We start from the raw sequence: 20,496 nt of genomic DNA, 5'->3' as shown, positions 1-20,496 counted from the left end.
GCGACGGTGGGGGCGGCTGGTCAGGGCCGGTGGACGACCCAGGTCTCCTCGATCGGGACGCCGGCGTCGCGGACGAGGTTGAACAGGGGGCAGCGGCGCAGCACCTGGGCCTTGAGCTCGTCCAGCTCCGCCTCGGGGACGGGGGTGGTGAGCGTGACGGTCAGGGTGAGGGTCTGGAAGTGCGGGGAGACGTCGGCGGTGCCGGCGAAGCCGCGGATGTCGAGCGTGCCCGTCGCGTCCGTCGCGACACCCTCGACGGCGATCCCCAGCTCCGCGGCGACCGTCTCGACGACGACGGTCACGCACCCGTTGAGGGCGCCCAGGACGTACTCGATGGGGTTGGCGCCCTCGTCGGTGCCGCCGAGCGAGGGCGGCTCGGCGACGACGAAGCCGAAATGGCGGGCCTCGACGGCGGTGGACAGCCGGCCGGTCGAGCGCCCGGTCGCGGTGAAGGACGCCAGGCGGGGCGTCGGGTCGGTGGTGCGTGCTTCGGCGGTGGCGGTCATCGGTTCTCCAGGTGTCGGCGGACGTCGTTCTCGAACGCTAGGAAGGCCCGCCGGTCGTCACCGCCGGTGCCCGTCCGGCGGGACCCGCGACCGGGAGGTGGCCCGCACGGCGAGACGGGGCCGGGGCCGGCTTCCCCGTGGTGCGGCCCTCTGCTAGAGACCTGCCCGATCGGCTCTCGACAGGCCGGTTCACCGGGGCCGAGGATGGGCGGCGTGGCGCACCACGCACGCGCGACGCCTCGCACGGCCGACGAGGGGACGCTGGCGGCACCGCGGCCCCGTGGCCACGCCGTACCCGGTCCCGGACCGGGTGGGGCGCACCGGGTGCTCGGCCTCCAGCGCGCTGCCGGCAACCGGGCGGTGACCGACCTGCTCGGCAGGCCCCCGGCGCAGGGCACCGTCACCGTCCCACCGTCCCCCGGCGTGGATCTGCCGGTCGTGGCGGCGCGGGGACGGTCCGACGTCCGCTTCCGGGTGCCGACGTTCAGCGACCTCAAGGCGGCCTACACGAGCCCGGGCACCAAGGTGGCGGCGGGCACGATCGAGAAGGCCGTCACGCAGCTCCTCGGTCGTATGGCGCGCGAGAAGCGGCTGAAGTCGACCGACCCCGTGGCGGACATCGTCAAGCGCATCTTCCCGGCGCCCGGGACCATCGTCGAGGCCGAGTTCACCAAGGCGCTCGACGTCGCCGACCGGTCCGTCATCTACCAGTCCGTGCTCGATGCCGACACCACCGTCAAGGCCGTGGACACCGCCAAGCTGACCGCCGCGATCAGCGACGCCCAGGCCCTCGTCAGCAAGGCCGAGGGCAACGCCACCGGCCTCAAGGAGGTCTTCGGCGCGAAGGCCGGTGCGGCGAAGACGATCTACGCCAAGGCACGGACCTCCCTGGGCGAGGTCGCCGCCGACATGGCCAAGCACGTCTCCACCGACTACAACCTCGACGACCCCGAGGTCTTCCTCGGCGGGTGGGCCAGCCACGGCGCGCGACACATGCACCTGCTCGTCGGCGTGGTCAAGGTCGTCGACCCGAAGGGCACCAAGAGCACCCTCATCCACGAGGCGGCCCACCTGGCGGACCCGAGCGTCGACGACCACGGCTACTACGGTTCCCCCGGGTTCGAGGCGCTCGACGAGACGACCAAGGTCGGCAACGCCGCCCACTTCGAGGAGCTGCCCCGACGGGAGCTCGCGACGAGCTCCTACGCGGGGCTGACCTTCACCCCCGGCGTGGCCAAGGGCGGTGCGGCACTCACGTGGGAGGACACCATCCGCCGCCGGGCGAGCGAGCACCTGCGCAAGGCGTGGGACGCTGCGGTGGACGTCCACATGTGGCTGCGTGGGGTGCGGCGGGCAGCCCTCGGCGGGGACCGCACACCCTTCACGACGGAGAGGGCACTCATCATGACCGTCTCGAGGCTCATGGACCTCACCGTCCACCAGCAGACGGGTCCCGTGCCCGAGATCAGCGCCGTCGACGTCACGCTGACCGAGAGCATCGCCAGGGCCATGCAGCTCATCAAGCAGATCGCCGGGCGCGAGACGCCCCAGCGACCGATGGGTCCCTTCCTCCACCCGGGTGACGAGGACGTCTTCGCCACGCACGTACTCATCGAGGCGGGCATCAGCGGCTACGGCCAGCTGCTCGGCAACGCGACGCGCGACCGGGACCTCGTCGACTGGCTCGTCGCCCACTACCGCTCGCTGCCGGCGGCGCCATGAGCACCGTGCACTTCGGAGGCGAGGAGCTCGGGCCCGACACCGAGTCCGTCGCTCTCGTCAACGTCGAGTGGCCCGACCTCGCGCCGCTCACCGGGCTCGTGCACCTGCGCACGCTCGAGCTCACGCACACCAACCCCCACGTGTCCCCGGGGGGCATGCCCGTCGACATCGCGCCCCTCGCCCAGCTCGGGGCGCTCGAGGTCCTCGTGCTCCAGCACTACCCCCTCGAGAGCACCGAACCGCTGCGCGAGCTGCGGGCGCTGCGCGTCCTCGACCTCGCGCACGCCCCCGTCAGCGACCTCGGGCCGCTCGCCGGGCTCCGCGAGCTGCGCGAGCTGCGGCTGCGCGCCACGCGCGTCGCCGACCTCTCGCCGCTGTCGTCCCTCGAGCAGCTCGAGGCCCTCGACGTCGCGCACACCCGGGTGAGCAGCCTCCGGCCGCTGCACGGCCTGCCCGCACTGCGCCGCGTCGACGTCGAGGGCAGCGCGGTGCCGCCGTCGGAGGTGGCCGCACTGACCCGCGCCGTGCTGGACGTCACCGTCACCACTTGACACCGGGGCGGCCGACGGCACCCGATCTGGCAAGATCGACGGGTGTCCAGCCTCGACCCCACGATCGCCGCCCGGCTCAAGCGCGACAGCACCGGTCTCGTCTGCGCCGTCGTCCAGGACGACTCCACCGACCAGGTCCTCATGGTCGGCTGGATGGACGACGAGGCCCTCGCCCGCACCCTCGCCACCGGCCGCGCCACCTACTGGTCGCGCTCGCGCCAGGAGTACTGGCGCAAGGGGGACACGTCCGGGAACGTCCAGCACGTGCGCTCGGTCGCGCTCGACTGCGACGGCGACGCCCTGCTCGTGCGCGTGGAGCAGGTCGGCCCCGCGTGCCACACCGGCACCCGCACGTGCTTCGCGGCCGGCGGCGACCTCGGCGCCGTCGTCGGCGAGAGCGGGCCGGCGTGAGCGCCCCCGAGTGGGGCACGACCTGGCCGGACCTGCCGACCTTCCGCGAGCTCGCCACCGACCGCCGCGTCATCCCGGTGGTGCGCCGCCTCCTCGCCGACGACGTCACGCCCGTGGGCCTGTACCGCCAGCTCGCCGCCGGCCGGCCCGGCACCTTCGTCCTCGAGTCCGCGGAGCACGGCGCCTGGACCCGGTGGTCCTTCGTCGGTGTCCGCTCCCACGCCACCCTGCTGTCCCGCGGCGGGCGCGCGACCTGGCTCGGTGAGGTCCCGGTGGGCGTGCCCACCGAGGGCCCCGTCCTCGACGTCCTGCGCGAGACGCTGCGCGTCCTGCACACCCCGGCCCTGCCCGGCCTGCCGCCGCTCACCGGCGGGCTCGTCGGCTCGCTCGGCTGGGACGTGCTGCGCCAGTGGGAGCCGCGGCTGCGCGCCAACGCGCCCACCGAGCTCGACGCCCCGGAGGTCGCGCTGTGCCTGGCCACCGACCTCGCCGCCGTCGACCACGCCGACGGCTCGGTGTGGCTCATCGCCAACGCCATCAACTTCGACGACACCGACGAGCGCGTCGACCAGGCCCACGCCGACGCCGTCGCCCGGCTCGACGCCATGCAGGCCGCGCTGCTCGAGCCCGTCACCAGCCACGCCGCGGTCACGGCCCCCGCGGCGCCGGTGGCCGCCGAGCTGCGCTACCGCTCCACCCGCGAGGAGTTCGAGCGCGGCGTCCAGGCGGCCAAGCAGGCCATCCGGGACGGGGAGGTGTTCCAGCTCGTCCTGTCCCAGCGCGTGGACGTCGACTCCCCGGCGGACCCGCTCGAGGTGTACCGGGCGCTGCGCACCATCAACCCCAGCCCGTACATGTACTACCTCGAGCTGCCCGACGAGCCGGCCGAGGGCCGCTCGGCGAGCTTCGCCGTCGTCGGCTCGAGCCCCGAGACGCTCGTCAAGGTCACCGACGGCACCGTCGTCACCTTCCCCATCGCCGGCTCGCGGCCGCGCGGCGCGGGCGCGGAGGAGGACCACGCCCTGGGGGAGGAGCTCCTCGCCGACCCGAAGGAGCGCTCGGAGCACATCATGCTCGTCGACCTCGCCCGCAACGACCTCGTCAAGGTCTGCGAGCCCACCACGGTGGAGGTCGTCGAGCTCATGGAGGTCAAGCGCTTCAGCCACATCATGCACATCTCCTCCACGGTGACCGGCCGGCTGCGCGAGACGTCCACGGCCCTGGACAGCCTCGTCGCGACCTTCCCCGCCGGGACGCTCTCCGGCGCCCCCAAGCCGCGCGCCATCGAGCTGATCGACGACCTCGAGCCCGCGCGCCGCGGCATCTACGGCGGCACGATCGGCTACCTCGACTTCGCCGGTGACGCCGACATGGCCATCGCGATCCGCACCGCCTACATCCGCGACGGCGTCGCGAGCGTCCAGGCCGGGGCGGGGATCGTCGCGGACTCCGTGCCCGAGCTCGAGTACGAGGAGTCCCGCAACAAGGCCGCCGCCGCGCTGCGGGCCGTCCAGGTCGCCGCGGCCCTGCGCCCCGCCGCGGAGCAGGGATGACGACGGCGGAGGGCACGACGCGGCCGCGTCCGGTGACCCGGGGACGCGCCGTCGTCGTCGTCCTCGTCCTGGGCGCCGTCACCTTCGGCCTGTCGCTGCTGCCCTGGGCGAGCGCGCTCGTGCCCACGGTGCTGGCCGAGCAGACCGTCACCGTCACCGGTGGCGACGCCGCCCCGGCCACCACCGCCACCGGCCTGGCCGTCCTCGCGACGGCGCTGGCCGTGGCCCTGGGCGGCCGGTGGGTGAGCCGGCTGTGCGCCGTCGCCCTCGTCGCCCTGGGGGCGCTGCTCGCCGCCTCGGCGGTCGGCTTCCTCCTCGACCCGCGGCCCCCGGTGCTCGCCGCCGCCGCCACCGTCAGCGGTGTGCGCGAGATCTCAGCCGAGCCCTCGACCACCGTCTGGCCGTACGTCACGGTCGTGGCCGGTGTGCTCGTCGCGGCCGCCGCCGTCCTCGTCCTGCGGGCCGCGAGGACGACGACGGCGGGCACGCGCCGGTTCGAGCGGGCGCCCGGCGCGGGGGCGCGTCCGGGTCCCGCCGCGGGCGCCGAGACCCGCGACGAGCGGGTGCGCGCCATGGACGACTGGGACGCGCTCGGGCGGGGCGAGGACCCCACCGAGCCCGAGCACCGATAGGCTGGCCCGCAGACCACGACCGCTTGAGAGGACCCGACCCATGGTGCAAGACGGCACGAGCCGCGACTACGACCTGCCGCCGGTCGCCCCGTTCCACAACGAGGGCAAGACCGTCGCCGGCTGGGTGATGTTCTGGGGCGTGTGCCTCGGTGCGGTCGTCGTCGCCCTCGCGATCGTGCTGTGGGAGACCTGGATCCTCATCGTGGGCGTCGCGGTCCTCGTCCTCGCGCTCGTCGCGAGCAAGGTCCTCAGCGTCATGGGCATGGGCCAGCCGCGGAACCGGGACAACCCGCCGCAGGGCGGCGAGCACAACTGGTACGCGTGAGCGACCCCTCCACGGAGGGCAACCGCCACGGCAGCTGGTCGCTCGGCCTGGGCGTCCTCGGCCTGGTCGCGCTGCTCGCGCCGGCGGCGACCGCCGTCGTGCTCGTGGGGACGGTCGTGAGCATCACCGCCGTCGTCCTCGGGGTCAACGGGGTGCTCGCCGTGTCCGCGGGGCGGGCGACCAACCGCCCCCAGGCGGTCGCGGGCATCCTCCTCGGGGCCGTCGGCTCCCTGCTGTGGCTGCTCGCCGTCGTCGGCGTGGTCATCGGCGTCTGACGCCCGCCCGCTAGCCGGACGGTGGGCGGGGGCGTCCCCCGTGGCACCTACCATGGGGGTCGGAACCAGGGGAGGGAGACACCGTGACGGTCCTGGAAGACATCGTTGCCGGGGTTCGTGAGGACCTTGCCGAGCGTGAGGAGCGGGTGCCGCTCGACGCGCTCAAGGAGCGTGCCCAGCAGCAGCCGGGCGCCATGGACGCGGTCGCGGCGCTGCGCGGCGGCGAGGAGGCCGTCACGGTCATCGCCGAGGTCAAGCGCTCCAGCCCCTCCAAGGGTGCGCTGGCCGACATCGCCGACCCCGCCGGCCTGGCCGTCGACTACGAGGCGGGCGGCGCCAGCGCGATCTCCGTCCTCACCGAGCGTCGCCGCTTCGGTGGGTCCCTCGAGGACCTCGCCGCCGTGCGGGCCTCGGTGGACGTGCCGGTCCTGCGCAAGGACTTCGTCGTCACGCCCTACCAGGTGTGGGAGGCCCGGGCCTACGGCGCGGACCTCGTCCTCCTCATCGTCGCCGCCCTCGAGCAGACGGTCCTCACCTCGCTCGTCGAGCGTGTCCACTCCCTCGGGATGACCGCCCTCGTCGAGGCGCACGACCGCGAGGAGGCCAGGCGCGCGGTCGACGCGGGCGCCCAGGTGATCGGGATCAACGCCCGCAACCTCCACACCCTCGAGGTCGACCGGTCCGTCTTCGCGAACGTCGTCGACGTCGTGCCCAGCGGCCTCATCAGGGTCGCCGAGTCCGGTGTCCGCGGCCCGCACGACGTGCTCGACTACGCCCGCGCTGGGGCGGACGTCGTCCTCGTCGGCGAGGCCCTCGTCACCCAGGGCACCCCCCGCCAGGCCGTGGCCGACATGGTCGCCGCCGGCGCCCACCCCGCCCTCCGGTCGGTGCGCAAGTGAGCCTGGGCCAGGCCGAGGGGCCGTACTTCGGTCGCTTCGGCGGACGCTTCGTGGCCGAGGCGCTCGTCGCCGCGCTCGACGAGCTCGACGCCGCGTGGCGCGAGCTGCGTGAGGACCCCGCGTTCCAGGCCGAGCTCGACGAGCTGCACCGCACCTACACGGGCCGCCCGAGCATCATCACCGAGGTGCCGCGCTTCGCCGAGCACGCCGGGGGTGCACGCGTCATCCTCAAGCGCGAGGACCTCAACCACACCGGGTCCCACAAGATCAACAACGTCCTCGGGCAGGCGCTGCTCACCCGCAAGCTCGGCAAGAAGCGGGTGATCGCCGAGACGGGCGCCGGCCAGCACGGCGTCGCGACCGCCACCGCGGCCGCGCTGCTGGGGCTGGAGTGCGTCATCTACATGGGCGAGGAGGACGTGCGCCGCCAGGCGCTCAACGTCGCGCGCATGGAGCTGCTCGGCACCACCGTCGTGCCCGTCTCCAGCGGCTCGCGCACCCTCAAGGACGCCATCAACGAGGCCTTCCGCGACTGGGTGACGAACGTCGGGACGACGACCTACGTCTTCGGCACCGCCGCCGGGCCGCACCCCTTCCCGGGCATGGTCCGCGACCTCCAGAAGATCATCGGCGAGGAGGCGCGCGAGCAGGTGCTCGAGCTCACCGGCTCCCTGCCCGACGCCGTCGTCGCCTGCGTCGGCGGCGGCTCCAACGCGATCGGCATCTTCAACGCGTTCCTCGACGACGACGGCGTGCGCCTCGTCGGCTGCGAGGCCGCCGGCGACGGTGTCGACAGCGGCCGCCACGCCTCCTCGATCAGCGGAGGGATCCCCGGCGTGCTCCACGGCGCGCACACCTTCCTCCTCCAGGACGAGGACGGGCAGACGGTCGAGTCGCACTCGATCTCCGCCGGCCTGGACTACCCCGGTGTCGGTCCCGAGCACGCGTGGCTCGCCGACCTCGGCCGGGCGGAGTACGTCCCGGTCACCGACGCCGCCGCGATGGAGGCCTTCCGGCTGCTGTGCCGCACCGAGGGCATCATCCCGGCGATCGAGAGCGCCCACGCGTTGGCCGGGGCCATCCAGCTCGGCAGGGCCGCGGCGGAGGCCGGCGAGCCGGCCCCGACCATCCTCGTCAACCTCTCCGGGCGCGGGGACAAGGACGTGGAGACGGCGGCGGCGTGGTTCGGGCTGCTCGACGAGGAGTCGGCAGCGAAGCCGCAGGACGAGGCGAAGACCGGTGCCGTGGACGGCGCCGGCTATGAGGCGACGGGCAGCGTGGAGCACTGATGGACCAGCAGACGACCACCTCGCGCCGGGGCTCCGGCGCCGCGATCGACGCCGCCCTCGCCGAGGGCCGCAAGGGCCTCGTCATCTACCTGCCGGTGGGCTTCCCGACCGTCGAGCGGTCGGTCGCGGCCGCGCGCACCGCCGTCGCGGCCGGAGCCGACGTCGTCGAGCTCGGGCTGCCGTACTCCGACCCGGGCATGGACGGGGAGGTCATCCAGCACGCGACCACCCAGGCGCTGGCCCAGGGCACGCGCATCACCGACGTGCTGCGCGCGGTCGAGGAGGTCGCCGAGACCGGTGCCGCCGTGCTCGTCATGACGTACTACAACCCGGTGCTGCGCTACGGCGTCGAGCGCTTCGCGCGCGACCTCGCCAGCGCCGGTGGCGCGGGGCTCATCACGCCGGACCTCATCCCCGACGAGGCCGGCCATTGGGTCGCCGCCGCCGACGAGCACGACCTCGACAAGGTCTTCCTCGTCGCGCCCAGCTCCACCGACGAGCGTCTGGCGATGACGGCGGAGGCCTCCCGCGGCTTCGTCTACGCCGCCTCCACCATGGGCGTGACCGGGGTGCGCTCCGCCGTCGACACCCACGCCCGTGAGCTCGTGGCCCGCACCCGCTCCGCCGGCGCGCAGCGCGTCTGCGTGGGGCTGGGCGTCTCCACGGGGGAGCAGGCCGCGGAGGTCGCGGAGTACGCCGACGGCGTCATCGTCGGCTCCGCCCTCGTGCGCACCCTCCAGGAGCCCGACGAGAAGGCGGCCCTGTCCGCTCTCGGCACCCTCGTCGAGGACCTCGCCACCGGCGTCCGCCGCTGACGCCCCGCCCCGCGCCGCCCTCCCCGCGCCGAGCCCGCGACGCCCTCCCCGCGCCGAGCCCGCCCGTAGTCCCCGCGCCGAGCCCGCGACGCCCTCCCCGCGCCGAGCCCGCGACGCCCTCCCCGCGCCGAGCCCCCGACGCCCTCCCCGCGCCGAGCCCGCGACGCCCTCCCCGCGCCGACAGCTGAGTTGTTCCTGACACCCGGCCCACGCCGTCGCGAATCGGCCCGCGCGCGGCACGTTACGCTGCCCGGGTGCTGATCCTCCCCGCATCGATCCCCAGCCCCGCCCAGGCCGAGTGGTACCTCGGGCCGCTGCCGCTGCGGGCCTACGCCCTGGCCATCGGGCTCGGCATCGTCGCCGCCTGGTGGATCCTCGATCGCCGGTACACCGCCAAGGGCGGTCCCAAGGACACCGCGGTCGACGTCGCGCTGTGGATGGTCCTCTTCGGGATCGTCGGCGCGCGGCTGTACCACGTCGTCTCCTCGCCCGACGCCTACTTCGGCGAGAACGGCAACCCCGCGCGGATCGTCGAGATCTGGAACGGGGGTCTGGGGATCTGGGGCGCCGTCGCGGGCGGAGCCGTCGGCGCGTGGATCGCGATGCACCGCCGCGGCCTGCGTCTGGCGCCCTTCGCCGACGCCCTCGCCCCCGGGCTGCTCGTCGCGCAGGCGATCGGTCGCCTCGGCAACTACTTCAACCAGGAGCTCTACGGCGCCCCCACCACGCTGCCGTGGGGCCTGGAGATCGACGCCGCGCACCGCGTGAGCGGCTACACCGACCCCGACCTCCTCTTCCACCCCACCTTCCTCTACGAGATGGTGTGGAACCTCGCGATGGTCGGCGTGCTCCTGTGGGCGGAGCGTCGTTTCCGCCTGCGCCACGGCCGCGTCATGTGGCTCTACGTCATGCTCTACACGCTGGGCCGGGTGTGGATCGAGTACCTGCGCATCGACACCGCCGAGACCGTCCTCGGCGTGCGCCTCAACGTGTGGACCTCGGTCCTCGTGTTCCTCCTCGCCATGGCGATCTTCGTCCGCATCGGCCGGCGCACGCGCGGGCAGGAGGAGGAGATCTGGCTGCCCGGCCACGGACCCGCGCAGGAGGACAGCGGCGCCGTCGAGGACGACGACACGACTGCCCGTCCCGCCGTCGAGGACGACGCGACGCTCGACGACGACCCGACGCCGGCCCCCGCCGAGGACCGTCGCGGCGAGGGCTGAGGTCAGCTGAAGCTGCTGCCCACCTTGCGCCCGATCGCGAGGTGACCGCCGAGCGCTCCGCCGGCCCCCAGCGCGAGGGTGCCGAGCTGGCTGAGCACCACGCCCGTCCCGTGGCGCCCGGAGCGCCGCGCGAGGTACGAGCCGCCGAAGAGGACGGCGGCCGCGCCGTTCGCCGCCGCGTGCACGACGCCGGTGCGCCGGTCCTCGCGCTTGCCGGTCCGCGCCCACTCCGCCCAGCCCGTCACCGCCGTCGGGACGGCGGCCAGGACACCGAGTCCGACGAGTCGGCGGGCCGCGGGCCGGGAGCCCGGCATCGTGACGTCGAGGACCACCGAGCTGGCCCACAGGCCGATCGGGAGGTCGGTGAGGATGGGGTGCAGCGCGTGCCCGAGCTGCTTGCCGAGGAGGAGGTCGCGGCGCCCCGGCGAGGCGATGAGCCGCTGCGTGGGGCCGGTGAGCCGGGAGACGATCCCGTCGAGCCGCTCGTCCTTCTCGACGACGGCGGCCAGGCGGGCGCCGACGGAGTCCTGTGCTGTCATCGGTCGGCTCCCGTCGCCGTGGTCCGGTAGGGCAGGAGGGCGACGAGCAGGCCACCGATCACCGAGGCGAGGTGGAGCCAGTTGTCGGCCCAGTTGATGTTGAGGAAGTTCGCGTCCGGGTTGTCGACGACGACCAGGCCGTAGACGAAGGCGGCGCCGTAGCCGATGACGAGGAGCCAGCCGAAGGTGCGAGCCCCGCTCGCGCTGCGCCACAGCACGACACCGAGCAGCCCGATGAGCAGGTGCACGACGTTGTGGGCGGGGTTGATCGCGAAGCCGAGCAGGGTCTGGCTGTGGTCGTGCTCGGTCCAGCCGTCGAACCCGGTGACGGCGAAGCCGGCGATGCCGACGACGAGGTAGACCGCTCCGATGAGGAGCGCGAGCCACTGGTGGGTCCCGCGGCGAGGCGCGGGAGCTCGGGTGCCTGACATGACGTCCTCCTGCACTGGTCGGGTCCCGCCATGATCGTGGTGGGCGCCACGGGCCGCATCCGGGGCCAGCGGATGCCGTCTGCGCACGCCGCCGTGACAATCGCGTCCATGGCCAACGAACCCCACATGACCGGCGACGCCGAGCAGCTCGCCACGATCGTCGCCGAGAACGCGAGCGAGCGCGGAGTCACCGTCGCCACCGCCGAGTCCCTCACGAGCGGGCAGATCGCCGTCCACCTCGGCGCGGCTCCCAACGCCGGGAGCTGGTTCTCCGGAGGCGCCGTCACCTACACGGTGGAGGCCAAGCAGAAGGCGCTCGGCGTGCCCGACGTCCCCGTCATCAGTGAGGAGTGCGCCCGGGCGATGGCCGAGGGTGCCGCCCGGGTGCTGGGCGCGGACTGCGCGGTGGGCGTCACCGGTGTCGGTGGACCCGACCGGCAGGAGGACCAGCCGGTCGGCACGGTGTTCATCGCCATCCACACCCCGGCCGGCACGACCTGCGAGGAGCACCACTTCGACGGCGACCCGCAGGAGATCCTCGACGCGACGACCACCCGGGCGCTCGAGCTCCTCGGCGCGGGCCTGGAGGACGCGGGTAACAAGTGAGCTGTCGGCGGCAGGTCGGGTGTCGGCGGCAGGTCCGGTGTCGGCAGGTCGGGTGTCGGCGGGGGTGTGAGGTGGGTCGCAGTCGTCCACACTGCGGCGCGGTCGCCTGACCGCCCGGGAGCCGCCGCTACGATGGACCGCGATCTGCCCGTCCTTTAAGACCCGTCCTGTGAGGCGGGGAAGGAGCCCGCCAGATGTCCCCTGGTTCTGTCGTCCCCGTGCTCGGCCCCCCGGAGATCACCCGGGCGCTGACCCGCATCTCCCACGAGATCCTCGAGCGCACCGACCCGGAGGACCGTCTCGTCCTCCTCGGCATCCCCACCCGCGGCGCCCCGCTCGCCCAGCGCCTGCACGAGCGCGTGCTCGCCGCCGGCGGCAGCGCCGAGCTCGGCACGCTCGACGTCACGATGTACCGCGACGACCTGCGGTCCCAGCCCACCCGCACCCTGCTGCGCACCGAGCTGCCCGCCGGCGGGGTGGACGGCGCCACGGTCGTCCTCGTCGACGACGTCCTCTACTCCGGGCGCACCATCCGCGCCGCGCTCGACGCGCTGTCCGATCTCGGCCGCCCGGCCCGGGTCCAGCTCGCCGTCCTCGTCGACCGCGGCCACCGCGAGCTGCCGATCCGCGCCGACTACGTCGGCAAGAACCTGCCCACCTCCCGCCACGAGCGGGTGCAGGTCGCCCTCGCGGACCTCGACGGCGGCGAGGACGCCGTCACCATCGTCAAGCCGGCCGAGGGGGAGGAGCGATGAGGCACCTGCTCTCCGCCGCCGACCTCGACCGCGACGCGGCCGTGGCGCTCCTCGACACCGCCGAGGAGATGGCCGTCACCCAGTCCCGGGAGATCCGCAAGCTGCCCACGCTGCGCGGCCGGACCGTCGTCAACCTCTTCTTCGAGGACTCCACCCGCACCCGGATCTCCTTCGAGGCCGCCGCCAAGCGGCTCTCGGCCGACGTCATCAACTTCGCCGCCAAGGGCTCGAGCGTCTCCAAGGGCGAGTCCCTCAAGGACACCGCCCAGACCCTCCAGGCCATGGGCGCGGACGCCGTCGTCATCCGGCACAGCGCCTCCGGTGCGCCGCACCGCCTGGCCCACTCGGGCTGGATCGACGTGCCGGTCGTCAACGCCGGTGACGGCACCCACCAGCACCCCACGCAGGCGCTGCTCGACGCGTACACCGTGCGCCGTCACCTCGCGGCCGACGACGACGGCGACTCCCGCGGCCGCGACCTCTCGGGTCTGCGCGTGGTCGTCGTGGGGGACGTGCTCCACTCGCGGGTGGCGCGCTCGAACGTCGACCTCCTCACCACGCTCGGTGCACAGGTCACGCTCGTCGCCCCGCCGACCCTCGTGCCCGTCGGGGCCCACGCCTGGCCCGCCGACGTCGAGTACGACCTGGACGCCGCCCTCGCCACCGGTCCGGACGCCGTCATGATGCTGCGCGTCCAGCGCGAGCGGATGTCGAGCTCCGGCGGCGGGTTCTTCCCCTCCCCGCAGGAGTACCACCGCCGCTACGGCCTCACCGGCGCCCGACTCGCGCGCCTGCCCGAGCACGCCATCGTCATGCACCCCGGCCCGATGAACCGCGGCCTGGAGATCTCCGCCGAGGCCGCCGACAGCCCCCGCTCGACCATCGTCGAGCAGGTCGCCAACGGCGTCTCCGTCCGCATGGCCGTCCTCTACCACCTCCTCGCCGGCGCGCCGGCGGCCACGACGCAGGGAGCCTCCGCGTGACCAGCCACCTCATCCGGGGCGCCGCCCCCGTGGGCGCCGAGCCCACCGACCTCCTCCTCGCCGACGGCGTCATCACCGCCACCGGCCCCGACGCCGCCGCGCAGGCGGGCAGCGAGACCCGCGTCCTGGACGCCGACGGTCTCGTCGCCCTGCCCGGGCTCGTCGACCTCCACACCCACCTTCGCGAGCCGGGCCGCGAGGACGCCGAGACGGTGTGGTCCGGCACGCGCGCCGCCGCGCTCGGCGGCTTCACCGCCGTCCACGCGATGGCCAACACCCAGCCCGTCGCCGACACCGCCGGTGTCGTCGAGCAGGTGTGGCGCCTGGGCCGCGAGGCCGGCTGGACCGACGTCCTGCCCGTCGGTGCCGTCACCGTGGGCCTGGCGGGGGAGCAGCTCGCCGAGCTCGGCGCCATGGCCGCCTCCCAGGCCCGCGTGCGGGTCTTCTCCGACGACGGCCTGTGCGTGTGGGACCCGGTCCTCATGCGCCGGGCGCTGGAGTACGTCAAGGCCTTCGACGGCGTCATCGCCCAGCACGCCCAGGAGCCCCGCCTCACCGCGGGCGCCCAGATGAACGAGGGCGTCGTGTCCTCCGAGCTCGGGCTCACCGGCTGGCCGGCCGTCGCGGAGGAGGCGATCATCGCCCGCGACGTCCTCCTCGCCGAGCACGTCGGATCCCGCGTCCACATCTGCCACCTCTCGACCGCCGGGTCGGTGGAGATCGTCCGCTGGGCCAAGGCGCGCGGCATCGACGTCACCGCCGAGGTCACCCCCCACCACCTGCTCCTCACCGACGACCTCGCCCGCAGCTACGACCCCGTCTACAAGGTCAACCCGCCGCTGCGTACGCAGGAGGACGTCCTGGCCCTGCGCGCCGCCCTGGCCGACGGGACCATCGACATCGTCGCCACCGACCACGCCCCCCACCCGGTCGAGGCCAAGGACTGCGAGTGGGCCGACGCCGCCTTCGGGATGACCGGCCTGGAGACCGCGCTGCCCGTCGTCATCGAGACGATGGTCGAGCCCGGCCTGCTCGACTGGGCCGGCGTGGCCCGCGTGCTGTCGACGACGCCCGCCCGGATCGGGCGCGCCGAGGGGCACGGGCGCCCGATCGCCGTCGGCGAGCCCGCCAACCTCACCCTCGTCGACCCGGCCGCGCGCGTCGTCGTCGACGGCGCCCACCAGGCGACCACCAGCCGCAACACCCCGTTCCAGGGCCGTACCCTTCCAGGGCGCGTCGTGGCCACGTTCCTCCGCGGGCGTGCGACCGTGCTCGACGCCCAGCCCGTCGCCGACCACACAGGAGGAACCCGTTGAGGAACCAGCGTGAGGACGCCCTGCTCGTCCTCGAGGACGGCTACGTCCTCGCCGGGCAGGCCTACGCCGCCGAGGGCCGCACGGTCGGGGAGATCGTCTTCGCGACGGCGATGACGGGGTACCAGGAGACGGTCACCGACCCCTCCTACCACCGTCAGATCGTCACGATGACCGCCCCGCACATCGGCAACACGGGCGCCAACGACGAGGACCCGGAGTCGACCCGCATCTGGGTGGCCGGTCTCGTCGTGCGCGAGCCCGCGCGGCGCGCCTCGAGCTGGCGCTCGACGGGCGGGTTCGAGGACGAGCTGCGCGAGCAGGGCGTCGTCGGCATCTGCCACCTCGACACCCGCGCGCTCACCCGCCACCTGCGCGACCGCGGCGTCATGCGCGCCGGCATCTTCTCCGGCTCGGCGCTGCCCGCCGGTGCGATGGGGCTGGACGCCTCCGCGATCGGCGTCCTCGTCGACCTCGTCCGCCAGGCGCCGGCGATGAGCGGCGCCGCCCTCGCCGGTGAGGTGTCCACCCAGGAGCGCTACGTCGTCGAGCCCACCGGGGAGTTCGCCGGCAAGGAGCCGCTCGCCGAGATCGTGGCCGTCGACCTCGGGATCAAGGCGCGCACCCCCGCCCAGCTCGCCGAGCGCGGCGCCCGCGTGCACGTCGTGCCGCAGCACACCACCCTCGCGGAGATCGTCGCCCTCGAGCCCGACGGCGTGTTCTTCTCCAACGGCCCGGGCGACCCGGGCAGCGCCGACCACGAGATCGAGGTGCTGCGCGGCGTGCTCGCCCAGGGCCTGCCCTTCTTCGGCATCTGCTTCGGCAACCAGCTCCTCGGCCGCGCCCTGGGCTACGGGACCTACAAGCTCGACTACGGCCACCGCGGCGTCAACCAGCCCGTGCTCGACCGCGCCACCGGCAAGGTCGAGATCACCGCGCACAACCACGGCTTCGCCGTCGACGCCCCGGTGGGGGAGGAGAGCGTGGCGCCCTACGACGACGGTCGCTTCGGCCGCGTCGAGGTCTCCCACGTCAGCCTCAACGACGGTGTCGTCGAGGGCCTGCGCGCCCTGGACATCCCCGCGTTCTCCGTCCAGTACCACCCCGAGGCGGCCGCCGGCCCGCACGACGCCGCCCACCTGTTCGACCGCTTCCTCGAGCTCGTCACCGCCCGGCGGCAGGCGCGCTCCCAGACGACCGGAGAGGACGCCTGATGCCGCGTCGTACCGACCTGCGTTCCGTTCTCGTCATCGGCTCCGGGCCGATCGTCATCGGGCAGGCCGCCGAGTTCGACTACTCCGGGACCCAGGCGTGCCGGGTGCTGCGCGAGGAGGGCCTGCGGGTCATCCTCGTCAACTCCAACCCGGCGACGATCATGACCGACCCGGAGATCGCCGACGCCACGTACGTCGAGCCGATCACCCCCGAGGTGGTCGCGACGATCATCGCCAAGGAGCGTCCCGACGCGCTGCTGCCCACCCTCGGCGGCCAGACCGCGCTCAACACCGCGATCGCGCTCGACGAGGCCGGGGTGCTGGCCGAGTACGACGTCGAGCTCATCGGCGCGTCCGTCGCCTCCATCCACGCCGCGGAGGACCGTCAGGCCTTCAAGGACATCGTCGAGCAGTGCGGCGCCAGCTCGGCGCGCTCGACGATCTGCCACTCGATGGAGGAGTGCCACGCCGCCGCGGAGGAGCTGGGCTACCCGCTCGTCGTGCGCCCCTCCTTCACCATGGGCGGCCTCGGCTCGGGCCTCGCCTACAACCCCGAGGACCTCGAGCGCATCGCCGGCGCCGGCCTGCACTACTCGCCCACGACCGAGGTCCTCCTCGAGGAGTCGATCCTCGGGTGGAAGGAGTTCGAGCTCGAGCTCATCCGCGACAAGGCCGACAACGTCATCGTCGTGTGCTCCATCGAGAACGTCGACCCCGTGGGCGTCCACACCGGTGACTCCATCACCGTCGCGCCGGCGATGACGCTCACCGACCGCGAGTTCCAGAGGATGCGCGACATCGGCATCGCGATCATCCGCGCCGTGGGCGTGGACACCGGTGGGTGCAACGTCCAGTTCGCCGTCGAGCCCGACACCGGGCGCATCGTCGTCATCGAGATGAACCCGCGCGTCTCGCGCTCCTCCGCGCTGGCCTCCAAGGCCACCGGCTTCCCGATCGCCAAGATCGCCGCGCGCCTGGCCGTGGGCTACACGCTCGAGGAGATCCCCAACGACATCACGAGGACGACGCCGGCCTCCTTCGAGCCGGCGCTGGACTACGTCGTCGTCAAGGTCCCGCGTTTCGCCTTCGAGAAGTTCCCCGCCGCCGACCCCGTCCTCACGACGACCATGAAGTCGGTGGGCGAGGCGATGGCCCTGGGCCGCAGCTACACCGAGGCCCTGCAGAAGGCCATGCGCTCCATCGACGCCAAGGGCAGCGTCTTCCACTGGCAGGGCGAGAGGCCGGACGCCGAGCAGACCGCCGCGCTCCTCGAGGCGGTGCGCACGCCCACCACGGAGCGTCTCGTCCAGGTCCAGCAGGCCATCCGCGGCGGCGCCACCGTCGAGGAGCTCTTCGCGGCCACCTCCATCGACCCGTGGTTCCTCGACCAGATGGTGCTCCTCGACGAGGTCGCCACCGAGCTGCGCGAGGCGCCGGCCCTCACCCCGGAGCTGCTCGCCGAGGCCAAGCGGCACGGCTTCTCCGACGTCCAGATCGGGGAGCTGCGCGACCTGACGGAGGACACCGTCCGCGAGGTCCGTCACGCCTACGGCCTGCGCCCCGTGTACAAGACGGTGGACACCTGCGCCGCGGAGTTCGCCGCGCAGACGCCCTACCACTACTCCTCCTACGACGTGGAGACCGAGGTCGAGCCGCGCGAGCGCCCCGCGGTCATCATCCTCGGCTCCGGGCCGAACAGGATCGGTCAGGGCATCGAGTTCGACTACTCCTGCGTCCACGCCACCATGGCGCTGGCCGAGCAGTTCGAGACCGTCATGGTCAACTGCAACCCGGAGACGGTCTCCACCGACTACGACATCTCCGACCGGCTCTACTTCGAGCCGCTCACCTTCGAGGACGTCCTCGAGGTCTACCACGCCGAGCTCGCCGTCGGCCCGGTGGCCGGCGTCGTCGTCCAGCTCGGCGGGCAGACGCCGCTCGGCCTGGCCCAGCGCCTGGCCGACGCCGGCGTGCCGATCATGGGCACCCCGCCGGAGGCGATCGACGCCGCCGAGGACCGCGGGCGCTTCGGCGCCGTCCTCGACCGGGCCGGTCTGCCCGCCCCCGCGTACGGCACCGCGACGACGCTCGCGCAGGCCGAGGAGGTGGCCCAGGGCATCGGCTACCCGGTGCTCGTGCGCCCGTCCTACGTGCTCGGCGGGCGCGGCATGGAGATCGTCTACGATGTCGAGCAGCTGCGCGACTACGCGGTCCGCGCCGGGATCGGTGCCACGACCGGCCCGCTCCTCATCGACCGCTTCCTCGACGACGCCACCGAGATCGACGTCGACGCCATCTACGACGGCACCGAGCTCTTCCTCGGCGGCGTCATGGAGCACATCGAGGAGGCCGGCATCCACTCCGGCGACTCCGCCTGCGTGCTGCCGCCGGTGACGATCTCCGAGCGGGAGATCGCGCGGATCGCCGAGTCCACCCGCGCCATCGCCGACGGCGTGGGGGTGCGCGGGCTCATCAACATCCAGTTCGCGCTCGTCTCCGACGTCCTCTACGTCATCGAGGCCAACCCGCGTGCCTCGCGCACCGTGCCCTTCGTCGCCAAGGCCACCGGGGTGCCGCTGGCCAAGGCCGCCTCGCTCGTCATGGCCGGCGCGACGATCGCCGAGCTGCGGGAGCGGGGGATCCTGCCCCGGCACGACGCGACGCGCCTCGACCTCGACGCGCCCATCGCCGTCAAGGAGGCGGTGCTGCCGTTCAAGCGCTTCGCCACCCGCGAGGGCTCCGTCGTCGACACCGTGCTCGGCCCGGAGATGCGCTCCACGGGCGAGGTCATGGGGTACGACGTCGACTTCCCGCGCGCCTTCGCCAAGTCCCAGGCCGCCGCCTACGGCGGGCTGCCGACCACCGGCACCGTGTTCGTGTCCGTCGCGGACCGCGACAAGCGGGCGCTGGCCATCCCGGTGGCGCGCCTGCAGAGCCTCGGCTTCGAGATCCTCGCGACGGAGGGCACCGCCTCGGTGCTGCGCCGCAACGGGATCGCCGCGCGGCTCGTGCGCAAGGCCTCCGACGGGCGTGGCCCGGACGGCGAGCCGACGATCGTCGACCTCATCGAGACCGGCCAGGTCGACATGGTGGTCAACACCCCGTCCGGCCAGGGTGCTCGCGCCGACGGCTACGAGATCCGCACGGCGACGACGGCGGCCGACAAGCCGATCATCACGACCGTCCAGGAGCTCTCCGCCGCGGTGCAGGCGATCGAGGCCGCCGGCCTCGGCCCGATGACCGTCACCTCCCTCCAGGAGCACGACGCCGCCCGGGCGGCCCGGTGACCGACCACCGGGCCGCCGCCGCCACCCCGCCCGCCGCCCCCACGCCCGCCGCCCCCACGCCCCCCACCCCTCCCGCCGACAGCGCACTTGTCGCCGACAGCGCACTTACCGCCGGCTCTCCGACCCCCTTCGGCACCCGCCTGGCGTCGGCGATGGCCGAGCACGGCCCGCTGTGCGTAGGCATCGACCCCCACCCAAGCCTGCTCGCCGCGTGGGGGCTGCCCGACGACGCGAGCGGCCTGCGCGTGTTCGCGATGCGGGTCGTCGAGGTGCTCGGCGGACGGGTGGCAGCCCTCAAGCCGCAGTCGGCGCTCTTCGAGCGGCACGGGTCGGCGGGCGTCGCCGTGCTCGAGGACGTCCTCACGGCGTGCCGGGGGACCGGCACCCTCAGCGTGCTCGACGTCAAGCGCGGGGACATCGGCTCGACGATGGCCGGCTACGCCCAGGCGTACCTCGCCGACGGCGCCCCGCTCGCCGCGGACGCCGTCACACTCTCGCCGTACCTGGGCCTCGGGTCCCTCGCGCCGGCGGTCGAGCTCGCCCACACCACCGGCAGGGGAGTGTTCGTCCTCGCCCTCACCTCCAACCCGGAGGGGGCTGCGGTGCAGCACGCCGTCGGCGCCGACGGGCGTGCGGTGGCGGCGGGCATCGTCGACGGGGTGGGCGCGCTCAACGCGAGCGGCCCGGCACCGCAGGGGCTGGGGTCGGTCGGTCTCGTCGTCGGCGCGACCATCGGTGACGCCGCACGCCGGCTCGGCATCGACCTCGCGGGCTCGCGGGCCCCGCTGCTCGCCCCCGGCTTCGGTGCCCAGGGCGCCGGGCGGGCCGAGGTCGCCGAGGTCTTCGCCGGTGCCGAGCAGGCGGTGCTCGCCAGCACCTCCCGCGCCGTGCTCGCCGCCGGCCCGGACGGTCTCGTGGCAGCCGCCGAGCAGGCGGTCGCCGACGTCCGCGCCGCCCTCGCCGACTGACCGGCCGACGCCGTCGCCGACCTCCCCGCTTCTCCTCACCACAGCCCTTGCGAACCGGGGAGGTGAGAGGAGAACCGGGGAGGTCAGCGCGTTCCGGTGGCGCGGGCCGGTGAAGTGTGGTGGAGACGACGCCGCCGCTCCCGCCGGGCCGGCTCTCGAGCCTTGCGGGTACTGGCACACTGAGACGGTCGCTGGGTAC

The 20,496-nt window shown here is 73.9% G+C and carries 21 protein-coding genes; 18 read left to right on the top strand and 3 right to left on the bottom strand.

What is annotated here, in order from left to right:
- Positions 1–20 precede the first annotated feature (20 nt).
- Positions 21–506, bottom strand: a complete 486-nt coding sequence (locus DSZ44_RS04050) for an OsmC family protein (RefSeq protein ID WP_110851245.1) — start codon at positions 504–506, stop codon at positions 21–23.
- Positions 507–719: 213 nt separating this feature from the next.
- Between DSZ44_RS04050 and DSZ44_RS04045 the strand changes: the two genes are divergently transcribed.
- From DSZ44_RS04045 to lgt, 11 genes are all read left to right on the top strand, one after another.
- Positions 720–2,228 carry a hypothetical protein gene (locus tag DSZ44_RS04045; RefSeq protein ID WP_146237470.1) on the top strand — a complete coding sequence of 503 codons (1,509 nt, stop codon included), beginning with the start codon at positions 720–722 and terminating at the stop codon, positions 2,226–2,228.
- Entirely contained in the window at positions 2,225–2,779 is a 555-nt protein-coding gene (locus DSZ44_RS04040) for a leucine-rich repeat domain-containing protein (protein ID WP_110851243.1), read from the top strand. The genes DSZ44_RS04045 and DSZ44_RS04040 overlap by 4 nt, the downstream gene beginning before the upstream one ends.
- Before the next feature lie 42 nt (positions 2,780–2,821).
- Complete coding sequence (gene hisI, locus DSZ44_RS04035) at positions 2,822–3,190, top strand: phosphoribosyl-AMP cyclohydrolase (RefSeq protein WP_220035078.1); 369 nt, start codon at positions 2,822–2,824, stop codon at positions 3,188–3,190.
- Positions 3,187–4,743, top strand: a complete 1,557-nt coding sequence (locus DSZ44_RS04030; protein WP_110851241.1) for an anthranilate synthase component I — start codon at positions 3,187–3,189, stop codon at positions 4,741–4,743. Before hisI ends, DSZ44_RS04030 begins: the two co-directional genes overlap by 4 nt.
- Positions 4,740–5,375 (top strand): Trp biosynthesis-associated membrane protein, encoded by a 636-nt coding sequence (locus tag DSZ44_RS04025; protein ID WP_110851240.1) that lies wholly within the window; start codon positions 4,740–4,742, stop codon positions 5,373–5,375. The genes DSZ44_RS04030 and DSZ44_RS04025 overlap by 4 nt, the downstream gene beginning before the upstream one ends.
- 40 nt (positions 5,376–5,415) lie before the next feature.
- Positions 5,416–5,700, top strand: a complete 285-nt coding sequence (locus tag DSZ44_RS04020; protein ID WP_110851239.1) for an HGxxPAAW family protein — start codon at positions 5,416–5,418, stop codon at positions 5,698–5,700.
- Positions 5,697–5,975: a hypothetical protein gene (locus tag DSZ44_RS04015; RefSeq protein WP_110851238.1), complete on the top strand. Its 279-nt coding sequence runs from the start codon at positions 5,697–5,699 to the stop codon at positions 5,973–5,975. Before DSZ44_RS04020 ends, DSZ44_RS04015 begins: the two co-directional genes overlap by 4 nt.
- A gap of 83 nt (positions 5,976–6,058) precedes the next feature.
- Positions 6,059–6,874, top strand: coding sequence for an indole-3-glycerol phosphate synthase TrpC (gene trpC, locus DSZ44_RS04010; RefSeq protein WP_110851237.1), 816 nt, complete (start codon positions 6,059–6,061; stop codon positions 6,872–6,874).
- Positions 6,871–8,163: a tryptophan synthase subunit beta gene (trpB, locus tag DSZ44_RS04005; protein WP_110851236.1), complete on the top strand. Its 1,293-nt coding sequence runs from the start codon at positions 6,871–6,873 to the stop codon at positions 8,161–8,163. The genes trpC and trpB overlap by 4 nt, the downstream gene beginning before the upstream one ends.
- The gene (gene trpA / locus DSZ44_RS04000) at positions 8,163–8,978 is read left to right on the top strand and encodes a tryptophan synthase subunit alpha (RefSeq protein WP_110851235.1); all 816 of its coding nucleotides are present in this window, start codon (positions 8,163–8,165) and stop codon (positions 8,976–8,978) included. The genes trpB and trpA overlap by 1 nt, the downstream gene beginning before the upstream one ends.
- A 254-nt stretch (positions 8,979–9,232) precedes the next feature.
- Positions 9,233–10,201: a prolipoprotein diacylglyceryl transferase gene (gene lgt / locus DSZ44_RS03995; RefSeq protein WP_220035077.1), complete on the top strand. Its 969-nt coding sequence runs from the start codon at positions 9,233–9,235 to the stop codon at positions 10,199–10,201.
- A gap of 2 nt (positions 10,202–10,203) precedes the next feature.
- On the opposite strand, the gene DSZ44_RS03990 is transcribed toward lgt, so the two are convergent.
- Positions 10,204–10,740: a DUF2231 domain-containing protein gene (locus DSZ44_RS03990; protein WP_110851234.1), complete on the bottom strand. Its 537-nt coding sequence runs from the start codon at positions 10,738–10,740 to the stop codon at positions 10,204–10,206.
- Positions 10,737–11,171: a DUF4383 domain-containing protein gene (locus tag DSZ44_RS03985; protein ID WP_110851361.1), complete on the bottom strand. Its 435-nt coding sequence runs from the start codon at positions 11,169–11,171 to the stop codon at positions 10,737–10,739. The genes DSZ44_RS03990 and DSZ44_RS03985 overlap by 4 nt, the downstream gene beginning before the upstream one ends.
- A gap of 108 nt (positions 11,172–11,279) precedes the next feature.
- On the opposite strand from DSZ44_RS03985, the gene DSZ44_RS03980 reads away from it, so the two are divergent.
- The 7 genes from DSZ44_RS03980 (at position 11,280) to pyrF (ending at position 20,297) form a co-directional block, all read left to right on the top strand.
- Complete coding sequence (locus DSZ44_RS03980) at positions 11,280–11,777, top strand: CinA family protein (RefSeq protein WP_181424523.1); 498 nt, start codon at positions 11,280–11,282, stop codon at positions 11,775–11,777.
- Positions 11,778–11,971: 194 nt separating this feature from the next.
- Positions 11,972–12,532, top strand: a complete 561-nt coding sequence (gene pyrR, locus DSZ44_RS03975) for a bifunctional pyr operon transcriptional regulator/uracil phosphoribosyltransferase PyrR (RefSeq protein WP_110851232.1) — start codon at positions 11,972–11,974, stop codon at positions 12,530–12,532.
- Positions 12,529–13,515, top strand: coding sequence for an aspartate carbamoyltransferase catalytic subunit (locus tag DSZ44_RS03970; RefSeq protein WP_110851231.1), 987 nt, complete (start codon positions 12,529–12,531; stop codon positions 13,513–13,515). Before pyrR ends, DSZ44_RS03970 begins: the two co-directional genes overlap by 4 nt.
- A complete protein-coding gene (locus DSZ44_RS03965) occupies positions 13,512–14,831 on the top strand; it encodes a dihydroorotase (RefSeq protein ID WP_110851230.1) in 1,320 nt (439 codons plus the stop codon). Before DSZ44_RS03970 ends, DSZ44_RS03965 begins: the two co-directional genes overlap by 4 nt.
- The gene (gene carA / locus DSZ44_RS03960; protein ID WP_110851229.1) at positions 14,828–16,042 is read left to right on the top strand and encodes a glutamine-hydrolyzing carbamoyl-phosphate synthase small subunit; all 1,215 of its coding nucleotides are present in this window, start codon (positions 14,828–14,830) and stop codon (positions 16,040–16,042) included. The genes DSZ44_RS03965 and carA overlap by 4 nt, the downstream gene beginning before the upstream one ends.
- Positions 16,042–19,329, top strand: a complete 3,288-nt coding sequence (carB, locus tag DSZ44_RS03955; RefSeq protein WP_110851228.1) for a carbamoyl-phosphate synthase large subunit — start codon at positions 16,042–16,044, stop codon at positions 19,327–19,329. The genes carA and carB overlap by 1 nt, the downstream gene beginning before the upstream one ends.
- A gap of 140 nt (positions 19,330–19,469) precedes the next feature.
- Complete coding sequence (gene pyrF / locus DSZ44_RS03950; RefSeq protein ID WP_258369210.1) at positions 19,470–20,297, top strand: orotidine-5'-phosphate decarboxylase; 828 nt, start codon at positions 19,470–19,472, stop codon at positions 20,295–20,297.
- The last annotated feature ends 199 nt before the right edge of the window (positions 20,298–20,496 follow it).

Origin of the sequence: Georgenia satyanarayanai (assembly GCF_900116375.1) — a bacterium.
GTDB lineage: Bacteria > Actinomycetota > Actinomycetes > Actinomycetales > Actinomycetaceae > Oceanitalea > Oceanitalea nanhaiensis.
The sequence above is the reverse complement of the archived record's forward strand: the minus strand, read 5'-3'. Positions and strand labels throughout refer to the sequence as shown.